The 18,462-nt window shown below is 69.0% G+C and carries 16 protein-coding genes and 1 tRNA gene; 12 read left to right on the top strand and 5 right to left on the bottom strand.

The features are described 5' to 3' along the window. Positions 1-31: 31 nt before the first annotated feature. Positions 32-1,357 (bottom strand): ABC transporter substrate-binding protein, encoded by a 1,326-nt coding sequence (locus tag ACTJI1_RS14705; protein ID WP_440743213.1) that lies wholly within the window; start codon positions 1,355-1,357, stop codon positions 32-34. 246 nt (positions 1,358-1,603) lie between these two features. On the opposite strand from ACTJI1_RS14705, the gene ACTJI1_RS14710 reads away from it, so the two are divergent. Further along, a complete protein-coding gene (locus ACTJI1_RS14710) occupies positions 1,604-2,074 on the top strand; it encodes a GtrA family protein (RefSeq protein ID WP_440743214.1) in 471 nt (156 codons plus the stop codon). An 18-nt stretch (positions 2,075-2,092) separates the two neighbouring features. On the opposite strand, the gene ACTJI1_RS14715 is transcribed toward ACTJI1_RS14710, so the two are convergent. Beyond that, positions 2,093-4,102 carry an MDR family MFS transporter gene (locus ACTJI1_RS14715; protein WP_440743215.1) on the bottom strand — a complete coding sequence of 670 codons (2,010 nt, stop codon included), beginning with the start codon at positions 4,100-4,102 and terminating at the stop codon, positions 2,093-2,095. A gap of 365 nt (positions 4,103-4,467) precedes the next feature. Here ACTJI1_RS14715 and ACTJI1_RS14720 point away from each other — a divergent pair, with 365 nt between their 5' ends. Both ACTJI1_RS14720 and ACTJI1_RS14725 read left to right on the top strand, forming a co-directional pair. Next, a complete protein-coding gene (locus ACTJI1_RS14720) occupies positions 4,468-5,364 on the top strand; it encodes a DUF1287 domain-containing protein (protein WP_310132184.1) in 897 nt (298 codons plus the stop codon). A gap of 50 nt (positions 5,365-5,414) precedes the next feature. Next, positions 5,415-6,269 (top strand): M15 family metallopeptidase, encoded by an 855-nt coding sequence (locus ACTJI1_RS14725; RefSeq protein ID WP_440743216.1) that lies wholly within the window; start codon positions 5,415-5,417, stop codon positions 6,267-6,269. Positions 6,270-6,450: 181 nt separating this feature from the next. Here the strand turns inward: ACTJI1_RS14725 and pgm are convergent, their stop codons facing one another. Beyond that, a complete protein-coding gene (gene pgm / locus ACTJI1_RS14730; RefSeq protein WP_440743217.1) occupies positions 6,451-8,070 on the bottom strand; it encodes a phosphoglucomutase (alpha-D-glucose-1,6-bisphosphate-dependent) in 1,620 nt (539 codons plus the stop codon). 56 nt (positions 8,071-8,126) lie between these two features. On the opposite strand from pgm, the gene pheA reads away from it, so the two are divergent. The 7 genes from pheA (at position 8,127) to ACTJI1_RS14765 (ending at position 15,212) form a co-directional block, all read left to right on the top strand. Then, complete coding sequence (pheA, locus tag ACTJI1_RS14735) at positions 8,127-9,206, top strand: prephenate dehydratase (RefSeq protein ID WP_440743218.1); 1,080 nt, start codon at positions 8,127-8,129, stop codon at positions 9,204-9,206. Between the two features lie 30 nt (positions 9,207-9,236). Then, a complete protein-coding gene (locus ACTJI1_RS14740; RefSeq protein WP_440743219.1) occupies positions 9,237-9,866 on the top strand; it encodes a hypothetical protein in 630 nt (209 codons plus the stop codon). A gap of 115 nt (positions 9,867-9,981) precedes the next feature. Further along, positions 9,982-11,502 carry an SGNH/GDSL hydrolase family protein gene (locus tag ACTJI1_RS14745; RefSeq protein ID WP_440743220.1) on the top strand — a complete coding sequence of 507 codons (1,521 nt, stop codon included), beginning with the start codon at positions 9,982-9,984 and terminating at the stop codon, positions 11,500-11,502. A gap of 99 nt (positions 11,503-11,601) precedes the next feature. Next, positions 11,602-12,867 carry a serine--tRNA ligase gene (gene serS, locus ACTJI1_RS14750; protein WP_310132167.1) on the top strand — a complete coding sequence of 422 codons (1,266 nt, stop codon included), beginning with the start codon at positions 11,602-11,604 and terminating at the stop codon, positions 12,865-12,867. Continuing rightward, a complete protein-coding gene (locus ACTJI1_RS14755) occupies positions 12,864-13,667 on the top strand; it encodes an HAD family hydrolase (RefSeq protein ID WP_440743221.1) in 804 nt (267 codons plus the stop codon). Before serS ends, ACTJI1_RS14755 begins: the two co-directional genes overlap by 4 nt. Before the next feature lie 112 nt (positions 13,668-13,779). Continuing rightward, the gene (locus ACTJI1_RS14760; protein WP_440743222.1) at positions 13,780-15,090 is read left to right on the top strand and encodes an LCP family protein; all 1,311 of its coding nucleotides are present in this window, start codon (positions 13,780-13,782) and stop codon (positions 15,088-15,090) included. 37 nt (positions 15,091-15,127) lie between these two features. Continuing rightward, positions 15,128-15,212: transfer RNA gene (locus ACTJI1_RS14765), tRNA-Ser, on the top strand. 35 nt (positions 15,213-15,247) lie between these two features. On the opposite strand, the gene ACTJI1_RS14770 is transcribed toward ACTJI1_RS14765, so the two are convergent. Together ACTJI1_RS14770 and ACTJI1_RS14775 are read right to left on the bottom strand one after the other, a co-directional pair. Beyond that, positions 15,248-15,580, bottom strand: a complete 333-nt coding sequence (locus ACTJI1_RS14770; RefSeq protein WP_310132129.1) for a hypothetical protein — start codon at positions 15,578-15,580, stop codon at positions 15,248-15,250. A 121-nt stretch (positions 15,581-15,701) separates the two neighbouring features. Next, positions 15,702-16,082: a DUF898 family protein gene (locus ACTJI1_RS14775; RefSeq protein ID WP_440743223.1), complete on the bottom strand. Its 381-nt coding sequence runs from the start codon at positions 16,080-16,082 to the stop codon at positions 15,702-15,704. A 415-nt stretch (positions 16,083-16,497) separates the two neighbouring features. Between ACTJI1_RS14775 and ACTJI1_RS14780 the strand changes: the two genes are divergently transcribed. Both ACTJI1_RS14780 and ACTJI1_RS14785 read left to right on the top strand, forming a co-directional pair. Then, positions 16,498-17,460, top strand: coding sequence for an NAD-dependent epimerase/dehydratase family protein (locus tag ACTJI1_RS14780; protein ID WP_440743224.1), 963 nt, complete (start codon positions 16,498-16,500; stop codon positions 17,458-17,460). A 41-nt stretch (positions 17,461-17,501) separates the two neighbouring features. After that, positions 17,502-18,377: a serine hydrolase domain-containing protein gene (locus tag ACTJI1_RS14785; protein ID WP_440743225.1), complete on the top strand. Its 876-nt coding sequence runs from the start codon at positions 17,502-17,504 to the stop codon at positions 18,375-18,377. Positions 18,378-18,462 lie beyond the last annotated feature (85 nt).

Below are 18,462 nucleotides of genomic sequence, written 5' to 3' on the forward strand. Positions count from 1 at the left end.
CATCAGCGGCGGGGGCCCGGGTGCGGATTCGTTACTTGTTGACGACCAGCTGGTCGAGCAGCTTCATGGCGTTGTCCCACGCCTGGTCGCCGTCCGCCTTGCCGGAGTCGAGCTGCTGAACGGACGGGCCGAACACCTGCGACTGGATGACCGAGTCGTCCGGTCCCTTGTACTGGGCGACGACTCCCTTCGCGCGCTCGCCGAGGATCTGGCCGACGGGGGCGTTGTTGAAGAACTTCGTCAGGTCGCTCTCACCGGTCACACCGGCGTCGGTCTGCGCTGCGGTCACCGACGGGAACGTGCCCGCGGCCTGGAAGGTCTGGACCTGCGACTTGGCGGTGGTCAGCCAGGCGGCGAGGGCCGCGGCCTCCTTCGGGTGCTTCGACTGGGTCGGGACCGTCAGGAACGATCCGCCCCAGTTGGCCGCGCCGCCAGGGAAGACGTTGGCGAAGTCCCAGCCGGTGGCGGCGTCGCCGCCGCCTGCCTTGACCTGCCCCTGCACGACGCCGAGCATCCAGCCGGGGCAGACGAACGTTGCGAAGGATCCGTCGGTGAACGCCTTGCCCTTGCCCCAGTCCCACTGGGTCTGGTTGGAGGAGAGGCCGGCGGCCGCCCCGTCGGCGAGCTTGGACCACAGGGCCTTGAGGTCGCTATTGTCCTTGATGTTGAGCTTGCCGTCCTTGGTGTAGTAGCCCTCGTCCTGCTGGTTCACCATGGCGTTCCAGATGAAGCCGGACTGGTCGTACCAGGGCTTGCCGGTGGCGGCGTGGTACTGCTCGCCGACCTTGAAGAAGTCGTCCCAGCTGGCGTTCTCGCCGCCGAACAGCTTGGCGACGGACTCGCGGTCGCTCGGCAGGCCGGCCGCGGCGAAGAGCTTGCCGTTGTAGCAGAGGCCCTCCGGTCCGATGTCGGTGCCGTAGCCGATGATGCGGCCGTTCTTGTCGGTGGCCTGCTTGAGCTTCCAGTCGACCCAGCGGTCCTTGATGTCGTTCGCGCCGTAGGACTTCAGGTCGGTGAACTGGTCGGAGACCTGCATGACCTTGCTGAGCCAGCCCTCCTCGACCGCCTGGACGTCGGGGAGGCCGCTTCCGGCCGCCTGCTTCGTCTGCCAGTCGGTGAGCGCGTTGTCGCCCGTGTCGATGTTGGTGGCCTTGATGGTGATGTTCGGGTGCTCTTTCTCGTACTGCGAGTAGAGCTTGTCGAAGCCCATCGTGCCGAACGTCGTGACGGTCAGCGTGATCGGGTCCGAGCTGGATCCGCCGCCGCTGCCGCTCGACGAGCATCCGGCTGCGATGAGGGCGAAGGATGCTGCGCCGGCGACGGCCGCAGCGATCCTGGTGCGTCGTGAAAGCTTCACGGGTCACTCCTTTGTGCGTGGTGTCTTGTGTGCGCCTGAGCGGTGAGAGCGCTCTCAGTGCGAACCGTGAGAGCGCTCTCACGCGTTTGAGGAGAATGTAGAACGCGGCAGCGGGTGTTGTCAAGACATTTGTGGTCGCGCTCTCATCGGCGCGTTCTCGCGACTTGGCGATCGCGGCGTCACGTTTACGGACCGTCTGTCGTCTTCGTGTGTAGACAGCCCGGCGACCGCGGAAAGGAGCCGGCGATGAGACAACCCGAGCCCGTGCTGCTGCAACTGCTCCGCTTCGGCGCCGTCGGAGCAGTCGGCGTCGTGGTGAACCTGCTCGTCTTCAACGGTCTGATGCTGATCCCGGGCGTCGAGCTGCCCGGCAAGTCGCTCTACGCGGTGGCGGCGGCGACCCTTGTCGCGATCGGCGTCAACTGGGTCGGCAACCGGTACTGGGCGTTCTCGGCGAGCCGCAGCGAGGATGCAGCGCGGGAGGGCATCCAGTTCCTCGTCGTCAGCCTGGCGGGGATGCTCATCCCGGTCGGCTGCGTGTGGTTCTCCCAGACGGTTCTTGGGCTCCACGGGCTGGTCGCCGACAACGTCGCGGGCAACGCGGTCGGGCTGGCGCTCGGGACGCTGTTCCGCTTCGTCCTCTACCGAGTCTGGGTGTTCGCCCCGCGCGCGCGGAGCGGCGAGGAAACGCGAAGGGCCGCCACCCTCGTCGGGTGACGGCCCTCGCGGTTCGCGTCAGTCGGTCGCGGGCCGCGGGCGCTGGGCCCGCGTGGACGCGGTGTCCGCGCCCGGCTCGACCAGCGCGCCGAACTCGCTCGCAGCACGGTTGGCGAGCACGCCCACGTCGTACTCCTCGTCGTCGTCCTCCGACAGCGAGACGTACGCGCCGGCGGGCTCGCGCTCGGCCGTGGCCTTCGCCTCCGCGTCGGCCTTGTCGTCCGCGGCCTCCTGCAGTGCCGACTTCGCCCGCAGCGGCGGGGTCTTGAAGAACAGCGACAGGATGAACGCGATCAGCACCACGATCATGGCCACCCAGTAGACCGTCACCGCCGAGGCGTTGAAGGCCACCAGGAACGGCTTCGACAGGCGCTTGTCGGCGTCGTTCAGGAACGACGTGTCGTTGACGTCCGCACTGCTGGAGCCGCTGTCCGCAGACTTGAGCTTGTCGGACACCGTCGGCACGACGGCGTCGACGACCTGCTTGCGCTGGTCGGCGTTCGAGAAGTCGATCGGCTCGGCCGGCACCTTCTGCTCGGCGACGGCCTGCGGGACGCCCTGAGCGACAGCCTGCTGCACGCCCGCCTCGTGCGCCTGCGCCTGCGCCTGCTTCTCGATGGGGTCGACGATCTTGTTGTAGATCTGGTCCATGATCTGCTTGTTCTCGGGCGCGCTGGCGACCGAGGGGGTGAGCGCGGCATCCAGAGCGCTGGTCAGCGTCGGGGTGTCCGTCAGCGCCGTCTTGATGTTCGTCGGGAACACCGTGAACAGCAGCGACAGCAGCACGGCCGTGCCGAGCGTTCCACCGATCTGGCGGAAGAACGTGGACGCGCTGGTCGCGACGCCCATGTCCCGCAGGCCCACCGAGTTCTGGCTGGCGATGGTCAGCGTCTGCATCAGCTGGCCGAGGCCGAGACCGATCAGCAGCATGGCGCCGGCGATGAACCAGTAGGAGTCGTCGTACTTGATGAACGTCAGGTAGAAGAATCCACCCGCCAGCATCGCGGTTCCGATGATCGGGAACTGCCGGTAGCGGCCGGTGCGGGCGATGATCTGGCCCGAGACGATCGACGAGACCATGAGGCCGAGGATCATCGGCAGCAGCTGCAGCCCCGACTCGGTCGGGGTCGAACCGAGCACCAGCTGAAGGTACAGCGGGAGGGTCAGCATGGCGCCGAACATCCCGAAACCGACGAAGACGCCGATGATGGTCGCCATCGAGAACGTGCTCGAGCGGAACAGCTTGATCGGGATGAGCGCGTCGTCCTTCATCGCGATCTCGATGAGGATGAAGGCGATGATGCCCAGACCGCCGATGACGTAGCAGGCGATGGCCGCGGGGCTGTCCCAGCCCCACGTGCGGCCCTGCTCCGCGACGAGCAGCAGCGGGACGAGCCCGACGATGACGCCCGCGGCGCCCCACCAGTCGATGCGGGCGGAGCCGCGCTCGCGCTTGGGCAGGTGCAGGAAGCGGAGCACCATGGCGAGCGCGATCAAGCCGATCGGCACGTTGATGAGGAACACCCAGCGCCAGCCGGTGATCCAGAGGATCTGGTCCGCACCGGCGAACAGGCCGCCGATCAGCGGGCCGATGAGGCTGGAGATGCCGAAGACGGCGAGGAAGTAGCCCTGGTACTTGGCGCGCTCGCGCGGAGCCAGCATGTCGCCCATGATCGCCAGCGGCATCGACATCAGACCGCCGGCGCCGAGGCCCTGGATGGCACGGAACGCGGCGAGCTCGACCATCGACGTCGAGAACGACGCCAGGACCGAACCGACGATGAAGATGAGGATGGCGATGACGAACAGCGGGCGCCGGCCGAAGATGTCGGAGAGCTTGCCGTAGATCGGCGTCGAGATCGTCGAGACGATCAGGTAGCCGGTGGTGACCCACGCCTGCTCGCTCAGACCGTGGAGGTCGTCACCGATGGTGCGGATGGCCGTGCCGACGATGGTCTGGTCGAGGGCGGAGAGGAACATGCCGGCCATGAGGCCGAAGATCACGAGAAGGATCTCGCGATGCGACATGATCGGTTTGGGAGCGGCTGTCGCCGCGCTGGTCTGACTGGACATCTGTCTCCGTGTCGAGAGTTCGGGTGTGGGGACGCCCGGCACGCGGAGCGTCACGACGATGTGGGGCAAAGAGAATTTTGCGGAGACTGCAAAGTTACACCCCCTGCCACCCTCGCCACAACGCAGGAGGGAACGGCGCTGCGGCCGCGTTCGCCAGCGGCGAACGGCCTCGTGACAGACCGCGCTCGTCGGGCCATTGTGTGGGCTGCGAAGCGCGGAAAACGAACGACACTGGCCCCTCTTCAGGTGACGCAAAACTTGTGCGCGTACCGTGGAACCGCAGCCCCCCGACCATCCTCCGAATCCGCCCGTAAGGTCGTATGAGTTCTCTCAGCCCCCGCCGCATCCTCGCCCTCACCGCCGTGGTCGCGACCGCGGCGCTCGCGTTCACCGCGTGCGCCGGAGAGCCGTCGCCGGTCACGAAGGCCGTCGCCCAGGCCGCCGCACCGTCGCCGTCGCCGACCTCGTCGGTCGTGTCGTCCATCCAGCCGGCCGCGGGCAGCGTCTCCGGAGGCACGGTCACTCTGACCGGCACGAACCTCGAGAAGGTCGCCGCCGTGCAGATCGGTGGTCAGCCTGCCGCAGTGACCCAGGCCACGGACGACAAGGTCGTCGTGAGCGTCCCCGCCGCCGCCAACTTCCAGGCGGGCAGCGTCCCGGTGACCGTGACCGACAAGAGCGGCAAGCCGGTGACGACGTCGGCGTCGACGTACGACTACCAGGTGCAGACACCGGTGGACAAGCAGCTCGCCTACGCGCTCACGTACTGGAAGAACTACAACACGGCCCAGTACGGCGACCTGAACCCGGTCGGCGGCGACTGCGCCAACTTCGTCAGCCAGACGCTGATCGCGCGCGGCTGGCAGATGAACAGCGAGTGGTACAACCACGACGCGGCCGCCCAGTGGAGCCCGGCGTGGGGCTACGTGCCGGCCATGGACAACTACTTCCGCGAGAACGCGGCGCAGCTCGGGCTCACCGAGTACTCATTCGACCAGCGCGACAAGATCAAGGTCGGCGACATCGTCATGTTCGACTGGAACGACAACAACTCGCTCGACCACGTGCAGATCGTCTCGGCCGTGCAGAACGTCAACGGCCAGATCAAGATCAAGATGGTGGGCCACAACGAGGACAGCGACTACCGCGACCTCGACGAGGCGATCACGGTCGACCACCCGGGCGGAATCGGGCACTTCTGGAGCCTCTCCAAGTAAAAGCCGACCGCTTTCCCCGGGGCGGCATCCCCGTGGGCTAGGCTCATCGCGTGGATCTGGGGGGCGCCCGCGCACAGCGGGCTCGGTCGACGCGCGCCGTCGTCGTGGGAGCGGCGCTGCTCGCCGCCCTGGTGCTGACGGGATGCGCGAGCGGTCCGGTCGCCGCGGCGCCCGCGAGCCATCGCCCGACGCCGCACCGCTCGGCCACCCCGCGGCCCCCGCGCCCGACGCCGACCGTCACGCCGACGCTCACTCCGGTGCCTACGGTCCCTCCGGCGCCGCCGTTCGTGGCCTTCGACAAGAACGCCCGGTCGGTCGACGACCCGGCCAGCCCGTGGGTCGTCGTGAACAAGCCGCGCGCGCTGAACCCCATCAGCTTCGTGCCGCAGGACCTGACGTACCCGGACGTCGCCTACGTCAACCGCCAGCCGATGCGCCAGGAGACCGCAGCGGCCCTGGTCGCGATGTTCCAGGCGGGGAAGGCCGAGGCCGGGCTGGAGTTCTCGGTCCAGAGCGCTTATCGCTCGTTCGAGTCGCAGACGCGCGTCTACGACGACGACGTCGCGCACAACGGCCAGGCCTACGCCGACACGGACACCGCGCGCCCGGGCCACAGCGAGCACCAGACCGGGCTCGCCGTCGACATCAGCGCCCTGCCGGCGAAGTGCTCGCTCGACGCCTGCTTCGGGGAGACGCCGCACGGCCGCTGGCTGGCGGCCAACGCCTGGCGCTTCGGCTTCATCCTGCGCTACCCGGCCGACAAGGTGGCCGTCACCGGCTTCACCTACGAGCCGTGGCATTTCCGCTACGTCGGGACGCCGCTCGCGACCCAGCTCCACGCGACGGGCGTGACCACGCTCGAGGAGTTCTTCAACGTGCCCGGAGGCACGAGTTACCTGGGCTGAGCGCGGGCCGATCGTCGGAGATTCGTCGCCGTATGTCGGAGATCCGGGCCCGTGCGTCGGAGATTCGGCGCGATCCCGGCCGTAACTCCTGCTACAGCGCTCTGCGTCGGAGATTTGGGACCCGTTCTCCGACGATAGAACCGCGCGCGGCTAGCCGAACCGACCGCTCATCCCCGACCGCTCAACTCCCGAGCGCGTCGCCCACGATCCGCTTGGCCTCGTCCTGCACCTCGCGGAGGTCGTCCTCGCCGACGAACGACTCGGCGTAGATCTTGTAGACGTTCTCCGTGCCCGAGGGCCGCGCCGCGAACCACGCCTTCTCCGTCTGCACCTTCACGCCGCCGAGCGGAGCGTCGTTGCCCGGCGCGCGGCTCAGCTTCGCCGTGATCGGCTCGCCCGCCAGCTCGGTCGCCGCGATCGCGTCGCCGTCGAGCTTCGAGAGCGCCGCCTTCTGCTCGGGCGAGGCCGGCGCATCCACCCGCTGGTAGACCGGGTCGCCGAAGCGCTCGGTCAGCTCCCGGTAAAGCTCCGACGGCGACTTGCCCGTCACCGCACGGATCTCGCTGGCGAGCAGGGCGAGCAGGATGCCGTCCTTGTCCGTCGTCCACGCCGTCCCGTCGAACCGCAGGAACGACGCACCGGCGCTCTCCTCGCCGCCGAACCCGACGGTGCCGTCGATCAGACCGGGGACGAACCACTTGAAGCCGACCGGGACCTCCCAGAGGCGTCGGCCCAGCGAGTCGGCCACCCGGTCGATGATCGATGACGAGACCAGCGTCTTGCCGACCGCCGCATCCTTCCGCCACTCCGTGCGGGTGCGGAACAGGTAGTCGATCGCGACCGCGAGGTAGTGGTTCGGGTTCATCAGACCGGCGTCGGGCGTGACGATGCCGTGGCGGTCGGCGTCCGCGTCGTTGCCGGTGAGGATGTCGAAGTCCGCCCGGCGCGCCACCACCGACGCCATCGCCGAGGGGCTGGACGGGTCCATGCGGATCTTGCCGTCCCAGTCGAGCGTCATGAAGCTCCAGGTCGGGTCGACGTCCGGATTCACGACGGTCAGGTCGAGACCGTAGCGCTCGGCGATGGCCTCCCAGTAGTGCACGCTGGCGCCGCCCAGAGGGTCCGCGCCGATCCGGATGCCGCTGTCCTTGATCGCCTTCACGTCGATGATGTTCTCGAGGTCGTCGACGTAGTGCCCGCGGAAGTCGTACGTCTCGACGCCGGACGGCTCCGCCATCCGCACCTCGGTCATCCCGTTCGCGATGATCTCGTTGGCGCGCTTCGCGATCCAGCTGGTCGCATCCGTATCGGCCGGTCCGCCGTGCGGCGGGTTGTACTTGAAGCCGCCGTCGGACGGCGGGTTGTGGCTCGGGGTGACGACGATGCCGTCCGCCTGGTCGTCGTGGCCGGCACGGTTGTAGCGGATGATCGCGTGCGAGACCGCGGGCGTGGGCACCCAGTCGTCGAACTCGTCGACGAGCACGCGCACCTCGTTGCCGACCAGCACCGCGAGGGCGGTGGTGGTGGCGAACTCGCTGAGCAGGTGCGTGTCCGCGCCGATGAAGAGCGGACCGGTGATGCCCTGGCTGTTGCGGTACTCGACGATCGCCTGGGTGGTCGCGGCGATGTGGTCCTCGTTGAACGCCGTGTTCAGCGACGACCCCCGGTGGCCGGAGGTGCCGAACACCACGCGCTGGTCCGGGATGCTGACATCCGGCTTCAGCTCGTAGTACGCGCGGCGCAAGGCGTCGACGTCGATCAGGTCGGAAGGCTGGGCGGGGGTGCCGGCTCGTTCGTCCATGTCCCTACTCTTCCACGGCGGAGGGGCTGGGCCAACGGCTCGGTAAGCTGAGCGGCATGTCCACCGCCCCCGACGGAAGCGCCGCAGCCAGCACAAACGGCGGCGCTGACGGAAGCACCGACGGCGCCACGGCCGAGCTGCCCGCCTCCCTCGACGACGTCTACAGCTTCCTCGGGCCGTCGGGCACCTTCACGGAGGCCGCGCTCAAGCAGGTCCCGGAGGCCCGTGGCAAGCACTGGCGGGCGGTGAACAACCTCGGCGAGGCGCTCGCCGACGTGGTGGAGGGCCGCAGCGTGGCCGCCATGATCGCGATCGAGAACTCGATCGATGGCGGGGTGTCGGTCGCTCAGGATGCGCTGGCCACCATCCCGGGTCTGCGCATCATCGGCGAGTACCTCGTTCCGGTCAACTTCGTGCTCGTGGCCCGGCCCGGCACGACGCTCGCCGACGTGCGCACCGTGAACGCGCATCCCGTCGCCTACGCCCAGTGCCACCAGTGGCTGGACCGCCACCTTCCCGACCACGGGCACCTCCCGGCGTCGAGCAACGTGGCCGCCGCGGCGTCGCTGTTCGAGGGCAGCGCGGCGGACGCGGCCGTGGCGCCGCCCGGGATCGTCGACCACCACGACGTGGTCGTGCTCGCCGAGAACATCGGTGACAACGCGAACGCGGTGACCCGGTTCGTGCTGGTCAGCACCACCCGCAGCGTCCCCGAACCGACCGGCGCCGACAAGACCAGCCTGATCGCCGAGCTGCCGGACGACCGGCCGGGAAGCCTCCTCGACCTGCTCGAGCAGTTCTCGACGCGTGGCGTCAACCTCAGTCTCATCGAGTCGCGGCCGGTCGGGGATGCGCTCGGCCGGTACCGCTTCGTCATCGACGCCGACGGGCACATCCGGGACGAGCGGGTGGCCGACGCGCTCCTCGGTCTCCGCCGGTTCAGCCCGTCGGTGATGTTCCTCGGTTCGTACCCGCGGGCGGACGGCGCGCCGGTCGAGTACGACCAGCGCTACCGCGACGAGGTGTTCACGGAGGCGCGCGAGTGGCTGGCGTCGCTGACCGACGAGACGGCCGCCGCGACGACCGACGAGACCACCGCCGAGCGGACGGGCCAGAACGCCGGCGGCGCGGCGTAGGCTGCGGAAGCAGGACGTCGGGAGGTCATCATGGTCGCCGAGGAGCGTGACGGCAGCGGTCGCGACAGCGGATTCGATCCGCGCTACGACCCCTCTTTCCAGCGCGGCTACCAGCCCCAGCCGGGCGAGCGGCCGCGGGTGCGGGTGCGGGCGGACGCCCCGCAGTCCGCCTACCGCCGGCCGACGTCAGTGCTCGGCTCCGAGAGCGCGCCGGCCGAGACGGCGTGGCCGGAACGCGAGGCCGAGCCGGCGTATCTGCCGGACAGCATCCCCGGCTCGCTCACTCCAGCTCCTCTCACCGTCGCCTCACAGTCGGGCGCCGTGGAGCCGTCAATCGTGGTCGCGTCTCCGGGCGTGCTCGCGGGGCTCGAACTGAATCCGCGCCGCAACCCGTACATGCTGGCGCTGTGGATCGTCGGCGCCGGGTTCGTCGTGCTCGGGATCGTGCTCTACGCGATCTCGGTGACATCGTCGTACAACGGGCCGACTCCGACCAGCGACGTCGGCTCGCTCGTCTTCGCGCAGATCGGGTGGATGCTCGCCGGCCCGCTCATCACGGTGGGCCTGCTGACCCTGGTGGCGCTCCTGTTCCTGACCGCGCTCGGCGCGCGGCGCACCCGCACCCGCGAGCGCGAGCTGCTGGAGGACGACGAACTGTAGGCGTGCGCGGGCCGCCTGAGGTACGTTTGCCCTCTTTGCGAAGTGGGCGTCACGATGCCGGGCGCAGACCCATCTGTCTAGGTAGAAGCATCACCGAGACAGTAGGGAGTCGTCGATGCGCGAACAGAAGAGGTCCAGACGACCAGGCAGGCGCCGGGTGGACCGGATCGGCACGGGGATGGGCCTGGCGATGGCCGTAGCCGCGGCGGCAGCCGTTTTTGCGCCGGTGCCGGCATCCGCCGTCGCCGGTCAGCAGCAATATGTGGCTCTGGGCGATTCGTACGCCGCGGGCCAGGAGATCGGCGGTTCCGGCGGCGGAGCGGCGGGCTGCCTGCAATCCGCGCAGAACTACCCGCGGTCCGCTGCGGCGCGCGCCGGCCTGCAGCTCACCGACGTGAGCTGCAGTGGAGCGACGATCGCCGACCTGTTCACCCCCGCCAATGGGCGTCCGGCCCAGGTGGATGCCGTGAGCGCCTCGACGGACCTCGTCACGCTCACGATCGGCGGTAACGACCTCGGCTTCAGGTCAGTGCTTTCGGCGTGCATCGCCAGTGGCCCGCAGGGCCCGCTGCTCTTCCGTTTCAAGACATCATGTCGCGACGACTTCGTGACCGGAGGCGTGGACACCCTCGCGAAGAAGGCGGCGGAGCAGGTGGCGCCCTCGCTGGGCACGGCCGTGTCCAAGATCCGAGCGAAAGCGCCCAACGCCCGTGTGGTCGTCGTCGGCTATCCGGCCCTGATGCCGGACTCCGCCCACATCCCGCCGACCGGGTGCTTCTCGCCCTTCGATGCCGACGGCGGACCGAGCGTGCCCTTCACCGCCATCGACCTGAACTACATCAACAGCGTCCAGGCGGTGCTCGACGCCCAGTCGCAGAAGGCCGTCGAGGCCGTCGGCGGCGAGTACGTGTCTCTTCTGGCCAACACCTTCGACCATGCGGTGTGCGGTTCCGACTCGTACATCAACCCGCTGCAGTTCACCGAAAGCGGTCTGAGCCCGAGCGCGATGCACCCGAATCAGAAGGGGCTCGCTTTCGAGGGCGCCGCGGTCGGGAACGTCCTGGCTGCTCCGCGAGCTTTCCAGGGCGTGACCGGCGCGCTCGCCCCGCTCGGCGGCGACCAGTACGAGCTGCGGATCACCGTGCCGACCGCGACGCTGTTCAGCACGCCTGAAATCACCGCAGAACGCAATGGGTCGTATCTCGCCCACGTCGCGGGAGAGCACGGCTGGTACGTCGGCGTCCGCGGCACTGCCGACAGCCGCGTGTACTACCAGGCCGTGACCGTCAAGCCAGGGGATGTCGTGCGGTTGCGCACTGCGTCCGGGGCGGTCCAGGTGCTGACCGGATCGACCTTCAAGGGTGTCACCGGTGCCCTGGTCGCCCGAGGCGGCGGCCAGTACGAGCTGCAGATCCGCGTGCCGATCGCCACGCTGTACAGCACCCCCGAGGTCACGGCGCGGCTCAACGGCTCCTACCTCGGGCATGTCGCCGGCGAGTTCGCCTGGTATCTGTCTGTACGCGTCGAGGGGGATCAGCGCGTGTACTCGCGGATCATCGCCGTCAATCCGGGCGACACGGTCGACCTCCGCACCGCGGCGGGCGAGACGTCGATGCTCCGCGTTCCGGCGAGCTGATCGCGGCGAGTCCGGCGGCGGCGGACGACAACGACTCGGCCGCCGCCGGCAGGCTCCGCAGCACACTCCCCGCGCGGCATCGGTCGATAAGCTGGTCGGGTGATCGATCCCGTGCTCCTCCGCGAGAACCCAGACGTCGTACGCCGCTCGCAGGAGGCGCGCGGCGACTCCGTGCAGCTGGTCGACGAGGCCATCCAGGCGGACATCGAGCGCCGCGCCGCCATCACGGCGTTCGAGGAGCTGCGGGCGGAGCAGAACGCGTTCGGCAAGACCGTCGCGAAGGCTCCGAAGGAGCAGAAGAAGGAGCTGGTCGCGCAGGCCCAGCAGCTGGCCGGCCGCGTCAAGGAGGCCCAGCAGGCCGCCAATGACGCGGACGCACGCTTCACCCAGCTCATCCGCAGCATCGGCAACCCGATCGTGGACGGCGTCCCGGCCGGTGGCGAGGACGACTTCGTCGTGCTCAAGACGGTGGGCGACATCCCCGAGTTCGACTTCGAGGCGCGCGACCACCTGGAGCTCGGCGAGCTCCTCGGTGCGATCGACATGGCCCGTGGCGCGAAGGTCGCCGGAGCCCGCTTCTCGTACCTGCGCGGCATCGGCGCCCGTCTCGAGCTCGCCCTGATGAACATGGCGCTCGACAAGGCGATCCAGAACGACTTCATCCCGATGATCACGCCGACGCTCGTGAAGCCCGAGATCATGCAGGGCACGGGCTTCCTCGGCGCGCACGCCGACGAGGTCTACCACCTCGAGAACGACGACCTCTACCTGACCGGTACGAGTGAAGTCGCCCTGGCCGGGTACCACGCCGACGAGATCATCGAGGTGGATGCGCCGCTCCGCTACGCCGGATGGTCGACCTGCTACCGGCGCGAGGCCGGGTCCGCAGGCAAGGACACGCGCGGCATCATCCGCGTGCACCAGTTCGACAAGCTCGAGATGTTCGTCTACACCCGGCCCGAAGAGGCCGAGGCCGAGCACGAGCGGCTGCTCGGCTGGCAGGAGGAGATGATGCAGTCGCTGGGACTCAGCTACCGCGTCATCGACACCGCCGCGGGCGACCTCGGGTCGAGCGCCGCGCGCAAGTACGACGTCGAGGCGTGGATCCCCACCCAGGGCCGCTACCGCGAGCTCACCTCGACCTCCAACTGCACCACGTTCCAGGCCCGCCGGCTCGACATCCGCTACCGCACCGAGAGCGGCAAGACCGCGCCGGTGGCGACGCTGAACGGCACGCTCGCGACCACCCGCTGGCTGGTCGCGATCCTGGAGACGCACCAGCAGGAGGACGGGTCGGTGCGCGTGCCCGAGGCGCTGCGTCCCTACCTCGGCGGCCTGGAACTGCTGGAGCCGATCGCCCGGTGAGCGACGCATCCCGGCTGCTGATCGCGCTCGACGTCGACGGCACCCTGATCCACGAGGACGAGACCGTCGGCGACGCCGTGCGGGATGCGGTCTCGCGCGTGCGCGACGCCGGTCACGAGGTCATGCTCGCCACCGGGCGCAGCTGGGAGACTGCGCGCCCGATCCACGAGGAGTTCGGCCTGACCAGCCAGTTCGTGGTCTGCGCCAACGGCGCGCTGACGATGAAGCGCGATGGCACCTTGCCGGGCGGATACCGCCGGGAGTTCATCGAGATGTTCGACCCGACCGACGTCCTCGAGACGATCCGCCCGCACCTGCCGGGCGGCAGCTTCATGGTCGAAGACCCGAGCGGCTTCCGGCGGTACACCGAGGGCATGACCGACTGGGAGCTCGTCAACGCCGAGCAGGTGCCGTTCGAGGAGCTGCTGCAGCATCCCGCAACGCGTGTGGTCGTCGTCTCGCCCGAGCACGACACCGAGGAGTTCCTGGCGATCGTCGATCGGATGGGACTCCAGCGCGTCAGCTACTCGATCGGCTGGACGGCGTGGCTCGACATCTCCCCGGACGGCGTCAGCAAGGCCACCGCGATGGAGCGGGTGCGGCACGCCCTCGACATCCCGCGATCCAACGTCGTCGCCGTCGGCGACGGGCGCAACGACCTCGAACTGCTCCAGTGGGCGGGCGCGGAAGGCCTCAGCGTGGCGATGGGACAGGCGCCGGACGAGGTGAAGGCGGCGGCCACACGCACCACCGGTCCGGTCGTCGAGGACGGCCTCGCCGAGGTGCTCGCCGCGCTCTGAACACCCCCCTTTGAGAGCATTGCCAGCCTCCCGTGGCATGCTCTACGGTGGCGTGCGCCCGTTTTCTGTGCGCGCCTGTGAACGTGAACACGTCCCAGCCGGAAGGAAGTGAATGAGCGAGATGCACACCCGCGCGCAAGCGCGAGCGCAGGAGAAGGCGGCAGGACCAGCGGTCCGCCACGGTCGACTGAAGCAGCACCATCCGCTCAAGGCACTCCTCAAGATCGTCGTCGCGGTCATCGCCGTCGTCGGCGTCACCGGCGTCTCGCTCGCGGCGTACGCGGCGGTGGATGTGGTGTCCAGCGTCAAGAAGTCGGTCAAGCTGGTCGACGCCAAGGGCAACGAGGTGACGCCCAGCGTCGGCGCCATGAACGGCGCGTTCAACGTGCTGCTCGCCGGAAGCGACTCGGGCGGCGGCAACACCGCCTACGGCGACCGCGACGAGAACCTCAACGACGTCACGATGCTGCTGCACGTGTCCGCGGACCACAAGAACGCGACCGTCGTCAGCTTCCCCCGCGACATGTACGTGTCCATCCCGTCGTGCCCCGACCCCAAGGGCGGCAGCTTCGACGCGATGAGCCGGCAGAAGATCAACAACTCGCTGAGCTACGGCGGTCTCGCGTGCACCGTCCTGACGGTCGAGAAGCTGACCGGCCTCGACATCCCGTACGCCGGTGTGATCCAGTTCGACGGCGTGATCGAGATGTCGAACGCGGTCGGCGGCGTGCCCGTCTGCGTCGCGGGCGACATCGAGGACCCGTACACGGGCCTGAACGTGAAGGCGGGCCAGAACACTCTGCAGGGTTCGCAGGCGCTCGCGTTCCTCCGCACGCGTCACGGTGTCGGCGACGGCTCCGACCTCGGCCGCATCAGCAACCAGCAGGTGTTCCTGTCCTCCCTGGTCCGCACGATCAAGAGCGCCGACGTGCTGAGCAATCCGGTCAAGCTGTACGGCATCGCTAAGGCGGCCACCAGCAACATCACGCTCTCCGACAGCCTCAACAACCCGACCACCATCGTGTCGATGGCCATGGCGCTGAAGAACATCGACATCAGCAAGGTCGTCTTCGTGCAGTACCCGAACCACTACGACGGCGATGGGGTCTCCCCGACGAAGGATGCCGCCGACCAGCTGATGGGCGCCCTGCAGAACGATCAGCCCGTCTCCCTCACCGGCGACACGGGCGTCGGCTCCGAGGCGGACCCGAATGCCCCGGCCCCGCAGGCTCCCGCGGCGCAGCCGCCGGCGACGCAGGCTCCGGCCACGCAGGCGCCGGCGACGCAGGCCCCGGCCACGCAGGCTCCCGCGACCGGCGACGGCGCGTCCACACCGGCCGCGGATGGCTCGGTACAGCTGCCGTCGGACGTCCACGGTCAGACCGCCGCCCAGTACACCTGCTCGAAGCCCTTCCAGGACTGACGTTAGAATCGGGCGACGCCGGGTTCGCCCGGCGCCGGGAGGGCTGTCCGAGCGGCCGATGGAGCCAGTCTTGAAAACTGGTGGGCAGAAATGTCTCGTGGGTTCGAATCCCACGCCCTCCGCAGTTCGACGTCAGACCGTGGGGACGGTGCCGCCGCTACGGGTTCAGCTGGTCGTCGATCGCGTCCTTGAAGGCGCGGAGTTCGAGGGTGTCGCCCTCGTAGACCTTGCCCTGGTCGCTCCAGCTGAGCGCCAACGTGCCGATCTCGTCGTCACCGGTCACTTCGGCGCCCTGGAAGCGGATGTGATCGATGATGTCGTCGTGGCTCCCGCCGCCCTGCTCGTCGTCGAAGAAGTAGATCCTGTCTGCCGTGAGAACGAGACGGCCCTCGTGCCGGCCGTCCTCATCCAATCGGTCCACAGTCACTTGCGCGATCGCCTGCTCGCCCGCGGGGAGCCTGTCCGGGTGGCCTTTTCCGTGTTCAACCATGACGGCACCTTAGACCCGAGAGAGCGCTAGAGGTGAGGGGCCCTGCGGTAACGAGATTGCGCCTCGCCGCGCGTCGAACACTCGAACGCGTCCTGCCCTGCGCGCGAGGGTGCCGAGGTGTTCAGCCGGTGACGGCAATGGTCACCGCATGCGCCTGACCGGCGACCAGCGGCTGAAGGGGAGCGATCGGGGTGGCGAATTCGGTGTTCACGGTGATCCAGCGCTGCAGTCGCGGCCCGACCCAGAACAGGTAGATGCCGAACGTGATCACGGAAAGCAGGAACCACTTGATCCAGTGCCCGAACAAGCCGACCGCCGATCCGGTGAAGACCAACTGCTGGCCGTCGATGAAGGTGTGCTTCGCCTTCCACCGCTGCATCAGGACCAGCGCGAACGGGTAGCAGATCCCGAGCGTCAGGGCGGTCACGAAGAACCCAAGGATCGCGGTTCCCAGGTAGGTGCCGGCGCCGCCGTCGAAGCTGAATCGGGTCTCTCTTGCCATTGCGAGGGGTCTTCCTGTTGGACTGGTCCCGTCGGTCGAGCGGGCACCCCACTGACGCTAGGGGAGCACCGCGATTCAACTCGGCTCCCAATTCGGGGCACAGATCTCCCAGTAGTCTCCGTAGGCGGCGGGAACATTCGGCTCGCCGCCGACATTCAGCGCTGGATGCGACGCCAGAACACGTAGAGCGGCTCGCTTGGAGCGCTCTGACTGGTACTGACGAGCACCCACTCTCGACTCATTCGCCGAATCTCGGACCTTAGCGAGGACTCCGTTGGGTTTCTCACCGCTGTGACGGTCTGCTCCATGCGCGAACTGTACTTCCGGGCGAAACCATGTGCCATCCCCGCCTACAGCTGCTAGAGGGCGTCACGACGAGCGAGCCGGAGGACCCGCATGCGGGTTTACTGGACGCATGCGAAGCGTCCTCGTTCTCGGTGGAACCGGCTGGCTCGGGCGCGCGATCGTCCGCGAACTGCTCGCGGAGGGCGCCGAGGTGACGTGCCTGGCCCGCGGCGAGTCCGGGTCGGTGCCGGACGGGGCGCGGCTGGTGCGCGCCGACCGGCGGTCGCCCGGCGCCTACGGCCAGGTGCTGCGCGACTGGGACGAGGTGATCGAGCTGGCCTGGGATCCCGGGCTCGTCACGTCGGCCCTCGACGCGCTCGCCGACCGAGCCGACCACTGGACCCTGGTCTCCACCGTGTCCGTCTACGCCCGCAACGACCAGCCCGGAGCCGACGAGTCCGCGGCGCTCGTCGAACCCGCCGACCTGTCGCAGTATCCCGACGCGAAGGTCGCCGCGGAACGCGCGACGGCCGCTCGCCTCGACTCGCGCCTCCTGATCGCACGGCCGGGACTGATCGTCGGGCCGGGCGACCCGAGCGATCGGTTCGGGTACTGGCCGGCGCGCTTCAGCCGTACTGGACCGGCCCTCTTTCCGACGACTGAAGGCCGCTTCGTGCAGGTGATCGACGTGGCCGACCTGGCGGGCTGGATCCAACGGGCGGGAAAGGCGAGGCACGTCGGCGTCGTGAACGCCGTCGGTGCAGCCATCCCGATGCAGGAGTTCTTCGAGGCGGCGGTCGATGTCAGCGGGTACGACGGAGACTCGGTGACCGTCGACGACGATGCGCTCCTCGCCGCCGACGTGCACTATTGGGCCGGCCCGCGGTCGCTTCCGCTGTGGCTGCCGCTGTCCGACTCGGGGTTCGCGCAGCGCTCTGGCCGCGCGTACCTGGATGCGGGCGGGACGCTGCGACCGTTGCGGGACACACTGGCGGATGTACTCGCCGACGAACAGGCGCGCGGCGCGGATCGTCCGCGGCGATCCGGGCTCACCGCAGCCGAGGAGGCCGCGATCGTGTCCGGCGTGACGTAGAAGCGCGTGACCGCTCGGCGAAGGGTCGTAAGAATAGGGACATGACCGCCGCCGATGCCCTCCTGACCCGTTTCGTCCGAACCGTCGACCGGGAGGGGCTGGGCGTCTACGGCGCCCACGCGCTCGTCGGGGATGAGGAGGCTCAGCACCGCTGGCGCAGCGACGACCGGGTCAACCTGTACTCGGTATCCAAGGGCGTGAGCGCCCTGGCCGCCGGGATCGCCGTGGACGAAGGCATCCTGTCCCTCGACACGACCGTCGCCGAGGCCCTCCCGCAGCTGGAGCTCGGCGAGGGTGTCGAGCGGGTGACGCTCCGCCACCTGCTGACCATGACGAGCGGCATCCCATTCCAGTGGTTCGGCGACCAGCCGGTCCCCGGAGCGGATCTCGCGCAGGAGATGCTGCGGCACCCCACCCGCGGCCCCGGCGAGCACTTCCTCTACACCGACTCCAGCACCTACGTCGCGATGCGGATGCTCGGCGCCGCCGTCGGCGACGTGCGCGACTGGCTGCTCCCGCGGCTCTTCGAACCCCTCGGCATCGACAACCCGCAGTGGATGCGCTGCCCGCTCGGCTGGATCGTGGCCGGCACCGGGCTCGAGCTGCGCACCGAGGAGCTGGCCCGCATCGGCCGGGTGCTGCGCGACCGCGGCGAGTGGAACGGCACCCGGATCGTCAGCGCCGCGTGGATCGACGGGATGCACACCGACTGGACGGAGACCGGCGAGACCGGATCGTCCGAGCACTACGGGATCGGAACGTGGGAAGGACCCTCGGACCTGTGGCGCTTCGACGGACGCTACGGCCAGTACGTCGTCGTGGACGACTCCCACGGCGCCGTCCTCACGGTCACCGCGCACGAGGAGTTCCGGACGGGCCGCCTGCTGCAGGTCGCGCACGAGGCGCTGCTCGGCTGAGGCGGCTACCGCAGGGCGCGCCCGGCGAGTTCCTCCAGCANTGCCGAGGAGCTCGCCGGGCGCCGGGCCGAAACGGGCGAGCGCC

It is taken from the genome of Leifsonia sp. 22587 (assembly GCF_052044215.1).
Classification (GTDB): Bacteria; Actinomycetota; Actinomycetes; order Actinomycetales; family Microbacteriaceae; genus Leifsonia; species Leifsonia shinshuensis_C.